The 9272-nt window shown below is 66.2% G+C and carries 20 protein-coding genes; 12 read left to right on the top strand and 8 right to left on the bottom strand.

The window, feature by feature from the left end; translation table 11 throughout:
• Nucleotides 1–408 precede the first annotated feature (408 nt).
• From UUA_RS09020 to UUA_RS08990, 8 genes are all read right to left on the bottom strand, one after another.
• On the bottom strand, nt 409–1803 hold the full coding sequence (locus tag UUA_RS09020) for a virulence-associated E family protein (protein ID WP_162098685.1): 1395 nt from the start codon (nt 1801–1803) through the stop codon (nt 409–411).
• Nucleotides 1796–1963: a hypothetical protein gene (locus UUA_RS19600; protein ID WP_162098684.1), complete on the bottom strand. Its 168-nt coding sequence runs from the start codon at nt 1961–1963 to the stop codon at nt 1796–1798. The genes UUA_RS09020 and UUA_RS19600 overlap by 8 nt, the downstream gene beginning before the upstream one ends.
• Before the next feature lie 59 nt (nt 1964–2022).
• The gene (locus UUA_RS09015) at nt 2023–3063 is read right to left on the bottom strand and encodes a CHC2 zinc finger domain-containing protein (protein ID WP_008436128.1); all 1041 of its coding nucleotides are present in this window, start codon (nt 3061–3063) and stop codon (nt 2023–2025) included.
• Nucleotides 3060–3389, bottom strand: coding sequence for a hypothetical protein (locus tag UUA_RS09010; RefSeq protein WP_008436127.1), 330 nt, complete (start codon nt 3387–3389; stop codon nt 3060–3062). Before UUA_RS09010 ends, UUA_RS09015 begins: the two co-directional genes overlap by 4 nt.
• A complete protein-coding gene (locus UUA_RS09005; RefSeq protein WP_008436126.1) occupies nt 3386–3580 on the bottom strand; it encodes a hypothetical protein in 195 nt (64 codons plus the stop codon). The genes UUA_RS09010 and UUA_RS09005 overlap by 4 nt, the downstream gene beginning before the upstream one ends.
• The gene (locus UUA_RS09000; RefSeq protein ID WP_008436125.1) at nt 3559–3777 is read right to left on the bottom strand and encodes a TraR/DksA C4-type zinc finger protein; all 219 of its coding nucleotides are present in this window, start codon (nt 3775–3777) and stop codon (nt 3559–3561) included. Before UUA_RS09000 ends, UUA_RS09005 begins: the two co-directional genes overlap by 22 nt.
• Before the next feature lie 2 nt (nt 3778–3779).
• Nucleotides 3780–4160, bottom strand: a complete 381-nt coding sequence (locus UUA_RS08995; RefSeq protein ID WP_008436124.1) for a hypothetical protein — start codon at nt 4158–4160, stop codon at nt 3780–3782.
• 104 nt (nt 4161–4264) lie between these two features.
• On the bottom strand, nt 4265–4498 hold the full coding sequence (locus UUA_RS08990; RefSeq protein WP_008436123.1) for a transcriptional regulator: 234 nt from the start codon (nt 4496–4498) through the stop codon (nt 4265–4267).
• 108 nt (nt 4499–4606) lie between these two features.
• Between UUA_RS08990 and UUA_RS08985 the strand changes: the two genes are divergently transcribed.
• From UUA_RS08985 to UUA_RS08935, 12 genes are all read left to right on the top strand, one after another.
• The gene (locus UUA_RS08985) at nt 4607–4984 is read left to right on the top strand and encodes a helix-turn-helix domain-containing protein (protein ID WP_008436122.1); all 378 of its coding nucleotides are present in this window, start codon (nt 4607–4609) and stop codon (nt 4982–4984) included.
• Between the two features lie 66 nt (nt 4985–5050).
• Entirely contained in the window at nt 5051–5242 is a 192-nt protein-coding gene (locus UUA_RS08980; RefSeq protein WP_008436120.1) for a hypothetical protein, read from the top strand.
• A 474-nt stretch (nt 5243–5716) separates the two neighbouring features.
• On the top strand, nt 5717–5986 hold the full coding sequence (locus UUA_RS08975) for a hypothetical protein (protein ID WP_008436116.1): 270 nt from the start codon (nt 5717–5719) through the stop codon (nt 5984–5986).
• Complete coding sequence (locus UUA_RS08970; RefSeq protein ID WP_008436114.1) at nt 5986–6198, top strand: hypothetical protein; 213 nt, start codon at nt 5986–5988, stop codon at nt 6196–6198. The genes UUA_RS08975 and UUA_RS08970 overlap by 1 nt, the downstream gene beginning before the upstream one ends.
• Nucleotides 6195–6365, top strand: coding sequence for a hypothetical protein (locus UUA_RS19325; RefSeq protein WP_155943254.1), 171 nt, complete (start codon nt 6195–6197; stop codon nt 6363–6365). The genes UUA_RS08970 and UUA_RS19325 overlap by 4 nt, the downstream gene beginning before the upstream one ends.
• Entirely contained in the window at nt 6362–6556 is a 195-nt protein-coding gene (locus UUA_RS08965) for a hypothetical protein (RefSeq protein ID WP_008436113.1), read from the top strand. The genes UUA_RS19325 and UUA_RS08965 overlap by 4 nt, the downstream gene beginning before the upstream one ends.
• Entirely contained in the window at nt 6553–6795 is a 243-nt protein-coding gene (locus tag UUA_RS08960; RefSeq protein ID WP_008436112.1) for a hypothetical protein, read from the top strand. The genes UUA_RS08965 and UUA_RS08960 overlap by 4 nt, the downstream gene beginning before the upstream one ends.
• Nucleotides 6792–6971 carry a hypothetical protein gene (locus UUA_RS08955; RefSeq protein ID WP_039953745.1) on the top strand — a complete coding sequence of 60 codons (180 nt, stop codon included), beginning with the start codon at nt 6792–6794 and terminating at the stop codon, nt 6969–6971. The genes UUA_RS08960 and UUA_RS08955 overlap by 4 nt, the downstream gene beginning before the upstream one ends.
• Entirely contained in the window at nt 6968–7408 is a 441-nt protein-coding gene (locus UUA_RS18535) for an Lcl C-terminal domain-containing protein (RefSeq protein WP_008436111.1), read from the top strand. Before UUA_RS08955 ends, UUA_RS18535 begins: the two co-directional genes overlap by 4 nt.
• Before the next feature lie 172 nt (nt 7409–7580).
• Nucleotides 7581–7931 carry a hypothetical protein gene (locus UUA_RS08945; RefSeq protein WP_008436110.1) on the top strand — a complete coding sequence of 117 codons (351 nt, stop codon included), beginning with the start codon at nt 7581–7583 and terminating at the stop codon, nt 7929–7931.
• 184 nt (nt 7932–8115) lie between these two features.
• Nucleotides 8116–8955: a DUF2303 family protein gene (locus UUA_RS08940; RefSeq protein WP_008436109.1), complete on the top strand. Its 840-nt coding sequence runs from the start codon at nt 8116–8118 to the stop codon at nt 8953–8955.
• A 57-nt stretch (nt 8956–9012) separates the two neighbouring features.
• The gene (locus tag UUA_RS08935) at nt 9013–9264 is read left to right on the top strand and encodes a hypothetical protein (protein ID WP_008436108.1); all 252 of its coding nucleotides are present in this window, start codon (nt 9013–9015) and stop codon (nt 9262–9264) included.
• The last annotated feature ends 8 nt before the right edge of the window (nt 9265–9272 follow it).

Genomic DNA, 9272 nt, shown 5'->3' with positions numbered 1-9272 from the left:
AACCCTGCAACTAGCGGCAGATTGCGCGCCATATGACCCGTATCGGCCGAGCCCCGGGAGTACCTTTTAACATTTGGTTCAGGTTCGCGTTCAGGTTCGGGCAGGCCATCGAAAACCGCATCACACGGCCATTTGCCCGACCTGCCCGACCTCAATGTATGGAGGTTGGGCAGCGGGAACCCGCGTCGTTGCTTGTGTTGCCCGACCTGCCCAACCTGCCCAACCTGTTTACGCACATATAGAAAATGAACCGGGCAAGCCAGTTGCACGTCTATACACGCGAGACACGCGAAAAGGTTGGGTAGGTTGGGCAACGCCATAGGGCGTGCCGCCTCGGAGGTTGGGCAGAGGTTGGGCAGAGGTTGGGCAGGTTGGGCAATCATGGGCGGACTGCCGCGCCATCGGGCGTTAGAACGGCACATCGGCATCTCCCCCACTCCCCGCCTGCGGCAGCGGCAGCCACCGACGCTCGCGGTAGCCGTTGACCATGACGCGGGCGTGCTCCCATCGGAGTCGCCGCATGATCGCCGCCACGCGCATCTGCTCGGGCTTGCCGTGCTTGCCCACGTCGATGCTGAGCGCCCAGCTGAGCAGGTCGGCGGTAGTCGCCCAGGGCACAGGCCGGCCATCACCCGCTGGCGCGATGCGCTGGGGGTAAGCGCTGTCCATCATCTTGCCGGCCAACCAGCGCTGAATGATGCCCTGCCAGCTGTCCTCGGCGAACCGGTCTTCCTGCTGCTCCACTGCATCGGACGGAAGCTGCCACCAGGGGTAGCCTTGCCGGAATAGCTCCACCGCTTCGGCCCACAACTGATCGCGCTGCGCCGTGATGCCGGCAATGTCGACATGATCGACCACCACCGGCAGGAAGCGCCGGCCGCCGCTGGCGTCGCGCAGGTACTCGTGTTCGTTGGTCGTGCCGACGAACACACACTCGCGCCGGAACGATCGCGCCACGCGCCCGTAGCTGGGTCGGTACGTGTCGAACCGCGACGTGATGGCCTGCTTGACCTTGGTCACGTCGGCCTTGGTGAAGCTGTCCATCTCGCCAATCTCGACACACCAGCGCCCGCGCAGGGACTGATAGAAGTCCTTGCCGCTGGGCGATTCCATCGACTCGGCATACCACTCGGCGCCGAACAGCTCACGCACCGCCGACGTCTTGCCGCGGCCCTGTTCGCCCTCCAGCACCAGCATGAAGTCGACCTGCGCGCCGTTGTGCCGCACCTTCGGATCCACCCACAGGATGCGAGCCACCGCGCTCACCAGAAAGCAGCGCGCGGCCTGGCGCGTATATGGCGTGTCCACCGTCGAGAACAGCGTGGGGAACATCGCGTCGATACGCGCCACGCCATCCCATTTCAGCGCGGTCAGATACTCGCGCACCGGGTGCACCTTGCTGCGCCGGGCCATCGCCTCGACGCAATCCATCACCATGTCGCGCTTCACGCTCAGCGTGTAGCGCATCGGGCTACCCAGCCAGCCGGCCAGCTCGGTGCCGTCCTGGTCGGTGAATTCGTCGCGCTCACCACCCGCCCATACCGGGTCGCGGGTAAGCCGCACGATGTTGTTGAATTCGTCTAGGCTGAATAGCCCCTCGAGCGCCGGGTCGTGCTCCATCACCAGCAGCGTGTTGTGCGTGGTGGATTCCGGCTTGCCCGTCTGCGTGCGCGTCAGGTCATTCGACCAATCGCCCGGTGCACTGTGCCCACCGCCACCGGATCCACCACGACCACGCCCGCCACCACCGCGTTTCTGCTGGCGCTGCCCGATCGGCACTACGACTTTTTGCGGGTCAGTCATGCCGTTCAACCCGCACGATGGCATCACGCAACCACATGCAACTCGCGTCATGCACCGCGGCCTGCGCGAACGAACTGTTCGGCGAAATCAAGCAGCCGGTGAAGCACTCCGGGTCATCCGACTCGCACGGCCAGATGTCGATCCGGTCGCCGCCGCGCATCACCGCGATACACCCCACCGGCGGGTATTCACTCGGCCCGGCCCACGCTACAGGCTCACTCATGCCATCACCCGCCGCGTCTCCGCCATTTCCACCGCCTTCACCCGCGACTTCGCCCACAGCGCAATCTGTTTGGCCGTCCAGCCGTCCGCTACCGCATCGGCAATATCCCAGCCCTTCGGCATGCCATTGGTGTCGATGACCCGTAAGCTGCGCACACCGGCGGCATAGGCCAGCTGCGCCACGCCCTCGTGCAGCAGGCCGCTTCCGTCGATATAGCCGAGCATCGCGCCCACGCCATCCAGCGCATCCGGCCACAGCACCACGTCGCGCCCTTCCAGCGGGCTGAAATCCGCGTGTTTCACGCCGTGGCTACCGCCCATCCATGTCGTCACGGCATACATGGGCAGTGCGCCAGCACCGACCGTCGCGCACTTTTCGCCCTCCACCATCAGCACCGGCGCGTCCGGCTTCGCCGCCAGTGCGTCCAGGCCGAACAGCGGTCGCGGGTCGGGGAACGGCTGCAGGCACCAGCGCGCTTCACCGCGCGGGCCGATGCACCAGGTGACCGCCGGCGTGATCTTGCCGTCCGGCATGTCCACCCGCAGCACGTAGCCCAGCAACGCGCCGTCCGGGTCGCGGTAGGCATCGGCGCGCGTGGGCGCCAGGCCTTCCCACCAGCGGCCCCGCTTGAGGTTCCACACCGTGCCCTTCACGCCGGGAATCCAGCGCGGTGCATCGTCCGGCACCGGGCAGATCGGTATCCACAACTCATCGCGCGGGCGGTCCAGCCGCCGCGGTGCGCTCTGCACCGCGCGTTTCGCCGCCGCGCCCATGTCGTGCCCGCCCAGCTGGTGGCACGCGGTGATGAAATCCACGTCGTCCATCGCCATCACGAAGCCGATCGCGTCGTAGTGCGCGCCGCAGCCGAAGCAATGCACGAAGCCTTTCGCGGGCACCACGTTGAACGACGGCGATCGCTCCGAATGGAACGGGCACAAGCCCACCAACTCCTTACCCGACTTCGCCAGCTGCACGCCGTGGCGCTCCACCAGCTCGGCCAGGTCGACGCGCGCGAGGATCTGCTCGACGTTGATCATGCAGCCGTCGCCCTCGCCCAGTTGAGGTCGTGCAGCACATCGACCAGCATCGGCCCATCGCCAAGCGCGCCGCCGCCAAACAACCGGTGACGCGCATAGGTCACCAGCAGATGCGGCTCGCACTCGCGCAACAACACGTCGTCGCCGTACGACCCCACGCGCACCACGGCTACCGTGCCGCACGGCCAGCGGAATACCCGCACGCCCGGTCCTTTCCAAGCGCGCTCGCAGATGACGTCCGCCACGTGTCGCACATCGCGTCCCGGGCGGAACACCCGCGCCGCGGCGCCTACCCCGGCCGGCACCGGCGAAACCCAATGCGTCATCGCGTCACCTTCAATACCAGTTGCGGCTGGCGCGGGCGATTCAGCGCGTCCAGGTTGGCCCGTGCCTGCGCCAATTCCTCGGGCGTGCAGCCCTGCTCCAACACCCGATGCACGGCGGCGATGGCTTCGCGCGCCGTGCGCGACGGCGTTTGCTTGCGATGCGTGCATGTCAGACCGCCCCGCGCGCGCATGACTGCGCCCCACGTTCCACAGCGCGCTGGCAGTCGATGCACAGCTGCGCGCCCATCTGCTGGCGCACCTGGACGATCGGCTCACCGCATTCCGCGTTGGCGCAGTGCGTGCGCCCGGTGGCCTGCATCGGCCGCGCCGCCAATGCGTGCTCTATCTCTTCCTGTTGCCGGCGCTGTGCCACCTCGATCATGTCCATGATCAGCGCCCGCGTTTCGGTGCACTGCCAAGCCCGGCGGCGGCCATCAGCGCCGGCAGCGCGTCGGCGATCTGGGCCAGCTTCGCCATCGCTTCCTGCTGCGTTACGGCGGGGTCACGCAGGTACTTGTCGGCCAGGTAATGCACCGGCGTGATGTCGCCGGTTTTCTCGATATACGTTTCCAGCTCATCCAGCGTCATGCCCCGCGATTTGCCGCCGCTGTCCACCCCGGCTAGTTTCTCGGTGAGCCGCGTCGGTGACAGGTCCATCTTGCCGGCCACATTCACCAGCCCGCGGTTATGCACCTGTCCGGTAAGGTGGTCGCGGAGACAGCGCGACCGTTGCGCCAATCCCGGTTCGAACGTCAAGTTCATCTGCTGCATGTCCCGCCGCCCCTTCCTGGGTTTTTCTTGGGAACACGCGTTCCCAAGAAACACCCTGCACGTCTGAAAAAATGCGGCGCATGAGCACCGCACCGAAAATCCTGTCATCCAGCCATTTGCAGACCTGCCACGGCCAGCCCCGGGAAAACGTCCGGTCGCAGGTCGTGACAAGTCACCTTCCCCACCGTCAACTGCTCGATCGCCAAGCACCGTTCGGCGGGAACACGCCCGCGCGTGCGCCACTCGGAAATCGAGGGCGATTTGATGCCGAGCGCGGCCGCCAATCGGTCCTGACTGCCCAACAGGTCACACGCTTTGTCGAGATGAGGGATATCCATGGTGTGGACAATGTTAGGTCACGCCTAAAACTATTGCAACAGGGCGAGCCTGAATGGATATCAGGGACAATTTAGGCAATGGCTAAGCAACCACCCGACCACGACCCGATGGATTTCGCCACGCGCTTGAAAGAGGCGATGACGGACGCCGGGCACAACACCGGATACGGCGCCGGATCTGAGCTGTCGCGTCGGTTCAAGGTAAGCGTGCCTAGCGCCACCGCCTGGTTGAACGGCGCCAACCTGCCCGAGCCGCCGCGTGCCCGCGCGCTGGCCAAGTTCTATGGCGTCCGATTCGAGTGGCTCTATTTCGGCGAAGGCCCGAAGCGCGGCGTGGCCGACAGCCCAGCCGGCTACGGCGCCGGCATCACACTCTCAGCCGATGAGCAAACCATGCTGCGTGGCTACCGTGCAGCCGACGATGCCTTGCGCGCCATCGTAGACACCGCCCTTGGCGTCAAGCCTGTCCCCCGGAAAAAACGCTAGTCGCGAGCTGATTTGTACGTTTCACGATCGCTGGCATGATGATGTCTCTACAGGGGACGGAACATCATGCGCATGGACAACACGACTATCACCACCACGACGGCCAGCGAAATTGCTACCGAGCCCGTGGCCGGTGACCCGCACAAGCACCTGCTATCCGCGCACGAACTCCGCGTGATCCTGCATTACCGCGCCGCGTCGGATGAAGCGCGGGACAGCGTCCGCCGCATGCTCGCAACGCATTCAATGACTGATTGATCGGGCAGTCCCCGAGGGCTTTCGCGGCTCGCCTCGCACCCATACGACACGGCGGTTGCAGTGCGCGCATTCCGGCTGCCCGATAGGCAACAGACCGAGACAATGCGGGCACCGTTTCGCGCGTCGCTGTGCCTCGTCCGGGCCAATCGCAACGATCAGCCAACCGACAGGCCCAAGGATCGCGCCCCAAACCGCACCGGCAAGCAAGCGGTGCTTCGACAAGCCGACCAGGGCGCCGATCAAGGCGCCCACGCCGATGCTGGCCGTAAACCACAACGTCACGTCATCCATATCGCTCCCCTTGCACGTTGATCCCAGTGTGCAATATGCCGCCGCAAAATCGAAGCCGCGCGCCATGCGCCTCGGGCTCGCCTTACGGTCAGCCTGAAAAGAATTAGGTCCGACCTATTGCAATAGATTTAGGCTTGACCTAAAGTCACCTCCCGAGCCGATCACACGGCACAGGAGGGCACCATGATCGAACGCGTCGTTTCCCACCCCGCCGGCCGCTTCACGCGCTGCCGGCAGTGCGGCGCCGAGCCGCGCCACATCCGCACCAGCGGTCGCAGTAGTCGCGAGCCGGTGTTGTTCACCGTCATCAGCCACCGCCACAGCCTGAACTGCGGCTGCGGCGCGCGCACCGCCAAGCACGACACCATCACCGCCGCCGAAGCCGAGTGGGGCATGGACTATGCCCAACTGGCCCTGCCGCTGCGCGTCTCGCGGCGCCGGAAGGTAGCGTGATGGGCGCCGCCCGCAAAGCCAGCCGGCGCGAAATCTACCGCTCCGTGATCGCCCATGCCGGTCACGAGTGCGAGGACTGCATGCGCCTCGCGCAGTTCGCCGACGACAACGAAATCAACCCATCCGGTATCGCCGCCGGCCTGCGCAAATTCGCCGCCTACCACAGCGAGAACGCCTTCGCCGCCGCACGCCAGCTGCAGATGACGCCATGAACAACATGACCTTCAGCGCCATGCGCCGCCTCGCCGAAGATGCGGAGATCGCCGCGGTGCTCGCCACCATCCCCACGCCCGACAAGCTGGAACTGGAGCCCATCACCGACACGCCCGCGGTACCGCAGAGCCGGGTAACGCTGAACGCCGTCGAGGCGCTGTCATGACCGTCATCATCGCCCAGGCCAAACACGAAGCCGGCGGTTGGCGCGGGCTGATCGTCGCCGCCGATGGCTCGATACTCACCCGCACCGTCAACCTCTACCCCGACAGCGACAAGGCGATCACGAGTGCCGAGCGGTTGTGGGCATTCAAGCAGCAGCAGAAGGCACCGATGTCGCCGGATGGTGCGGCATGAGCGTCCACACCTTCCGCCAGCGCTCCGCCCTACAACGCGCCCAGGCGCGCTGGCGCCCACGCGCCAACCACCTGCGCCTGGTGCAGATCACTCCGGCCACGCCCACCTGGCTGGATCACCTTTGCACCCGCTTGTGGCGCATCCACGACGGCCGCTGGTTGTGGGTGATCGCCGCCGTGATCGTCGGCGCGTACGACCTTCACCTGGTCGCCCAACTACTCGGCTGGTGGCACCCATGACCAGCTGGATGCCCGACATCGACGGCAGCCAGGCCTTGCTGGCCGAGCTGCACGGCGACCCGCGTTTCACTGAACCCGATGTGCCGGCACCGCGCTGCGCGGAACGCTGGCGTGACTCCACCGCGTCACTGCTGCGCAACAGCGCCATCGACGCCACCGAACAGGATCCGTCATGACCCACTTCACCAAGATCACCGCCGCCGGCAAACCCGCCCGCGTCAACGCGAAAGCGCATGCCGCCGTCATCGACCAGCGCACCGGCCTGATGTGGACGGCCAAAGACGTCGGCACCGCCACGTTCGCCAACGCGCCGACGCTCATCGACGACCTCAACGCGAAAGCCTTCGCCGGCTTCACCGACTGGCGCCTGCCGACGCTGCAGGAACTGTTCGGCATCGCCGATCACAGCCGCATTTCGCCGGCGATCGACACGGCGGCGTTTCCCTCATGCAAGGGCGGCTGGTACTGGTCCAGCACCGTTTATGCGTCGTCCCCCTCGGACTACGCGTGGCTCGTCTCCTTCTACCTCGGCAGCGCCCACTGCGACCTCCAGGGCAGCGTCGGGCGGGTGCGGGCGGTGCGGTCGGTGTCGTCGCCGGCGTCCGGTCAGTAATCGGCCTTTTGGCCATGTCACCTCCGCCGCTGCGTCGGCCCTCACGCAGCACAGATCAGCGCCCGGCCGTGCAACCCCTGACACGTCCAAGCCGTCTCCCCCGCGGCCCCGCCGGGCGCTGTTCTGTCCCCTCTCGTCCCGCGGCCTTGCCGCACAACACGGAGTACACGCAGTGAGCAAGACCACCGATATCACCGCCCTGTTCAACGACCTCGACGCCGGCGTATTCGTCGAGCGCCTCAGCGCCGCGCTGCGCGACACCGCCCTCGGCGTGGTCACCACCGGCAAGAAAGGCAAGGTCACCATCACGCTCGACATCGAGCGCCAGGGCGACAGCAGCCAGGTGCTGTGCAAGCACCAGATCAAGTACGCCCGCCCGACCGCGAAGGGCAAGGCGATGGAAGAGGCCACCACCAGCACGCCGCTGCATGTCGGTGTGGGCGGCGTGCTGAGCCTGTTCCCCGAAACGCAGACCGAGCTGTTCACGGCCGGCGCGGATGCTGCCACCGGTTCCGCCGCGTAAACCCTACGGCAGTGCGGCCGGGATGAACCGGCGTGCCGAGAGGGTCGACCCTGTTGCGGGTTGCTTATGGCCTACCCGCGCGCGGACAACGCCAGCGACACAGGAACCGCCTCTCGCCTTCCTCACGGATGCAGGTAGCCAGCCCTGCCACTGCCACCCATTCACCACCACCGAGACCCACACCATGGACAGTTCCGCCATTCACTCCATCGGCCAGCTTGCGATCGAAGCCGCGGCCGCCAACCGCATCGACGCCAACACCCCCGCCATCATCCTCACGTCCGACGACGGCGGCCAGAAGCTGATCAGCATCGAACACCTGCAGGAAGGCCGCAGCCGCTACCGCGGCAAGTTCGCCACCCAGAACCTCACCGCCTTCGCCGATTACGTCGTGTCCACGGTGGACGGCAATGCGCCGCGCACCCCGGCCGCCAGCTTCGTCGACCCGGACAACGTCACCGCCACCGCGTACTTCAACCTCGGCGACCACGAACACCCCGGCCACGGCGACAACACGGCCGCGCTCAAGCTCAAGCCCACCGCCGCGTACGCCGCACTTCTGGCCGCTACCAACCAGCGCACGTTGGACCAGCGCACCCTGCACGACTTCATCGAGGATTGGCGCGACAACATCACCGTGCTGATCGACGGCCAGCCGAAAGATAACGCCATCGCCGCCGCCCTGGCCGCCGTGCGCGACATCACCGTCGAACAGGCGCGCAAGGTCCAGCACGTCGAGCGCGACTTCGGCGCCACCCGCAGCGCCATGGAAAGCGTCGACGCCCGCAGCACGCTCACCCTGCCCAGCGGCTTCGAGTTCAAGGCCGTGCCCTACGAGGGCCTGCAGGAGCGCACGTTCCGCCTGCGCCTGGGCGTCAACACCGGCGGCGACAAGCTCAGCCTCACCCTGCGCATCCAGCAGGCCGAGCAGCTCAGCGAAGACATCGCCCGCGACTTCCTCGCCCGCCTCGAAGCCCGGCTCGGCACGGCCAGCTCGCTGACTCTCGGCACCTTCACCCCGTAACCACCACCGGCGCCGCTTCGGCGGCGTCGGCTAATCCAACCCGCGTAGGACAACACCATGATCAAGCTCGGCAACAAAGTCCGCTGCATCGTCAGCGGTTTCGAAGGCATCACCGTGGCCCGCGTCGAATACCTCAACGGCTGCGTGCAGTACTGCGTTGTGCCGCCCGTACGCGACAACAAGAAAGAGGACGGCGTTTATTTCGACCATCAGCAGTTGGAAGTGATCGAGGGCGGCATCGAAGTCAGCGCGCACAACACCGGCGGCCCACAGCGCGACACGCCTTCCAGCACATACCGCGGCTGCTGAGATCGCCA

Origin of the sequence: Rhodanobacter thiooxydans LCS2 (genome assembly GCF_000264375.1) — a bacterium.
Taxonomy (GTDB): domain Bacteria; phylum Pseudomonadota; class Gammaproteobacteria; order Xanthomonadales; family Rhodanobacteraceae; genus Rhodanobacter; species Rhodanobacter thiooxydans.
This window is presented reverse-complemented; position numbering and strand designations above follow the sequence as displayed.